Below are 469 nucleotides of genomic sequence, written 5' to 3' on the forward strand. Positions count from 1 at the left end.
CCTGGATCTGGTCCCGGGCGTGGTGCGCGGTGAGCATGCACTCGCTGCGGGTCTCGGTCCACTTGACCGGCTTGCCCAGCTTCTGCGCGAGCAGCACGCAGAGCATCTCCTCGGGCAGCACGCCGATCTTGCCGCCGAAGCCGCCGCCCACGTCGGGGGCGATGACGCGCAGCTTGGACTCCGGCACCCCGAGGGTCACCGTGGTCATGGTGCGCAGGATGTGCGGCACCTGGGTCGCGGCCCAGATGGTCAGCTGCTCGCCGGTCGGGTCCACCACGCAGGAGCGGGGCTCCATGAACGCGGGGATCAGGCGCTGCTGGCGGAAGCGGCGGCGGACGACGACGGAGTCGCTGTCGGCCTCGGCGGCCTTGATGGCCTCGGCCACGTCGGCACCGGTGCCGGCGGCGGCGGAGTCGAACACCCAGGTCGCGGAGACGTTGGTGCCGAGGTCCGGGTGGACCAGCTCGGC

Annotated in this window: 1 protein-coding gene; it reads right to left on the minus strand. The window is 72.3% G+C overall.

Annotation, left to right across the window (positions count from 1 at the left end):
• A partial coding sequence (locus DBV35_RS29230) for a molybdopterin cofactor-binding domain-containing protein (protein WP_157962085.1) occupies nucleotides 1-469 on the minus strand: 469 nt, incomplete at both ends.

The sequence above is a fragment of the Acuticoccus kandeliae genome (assembly GCF_003073115.1).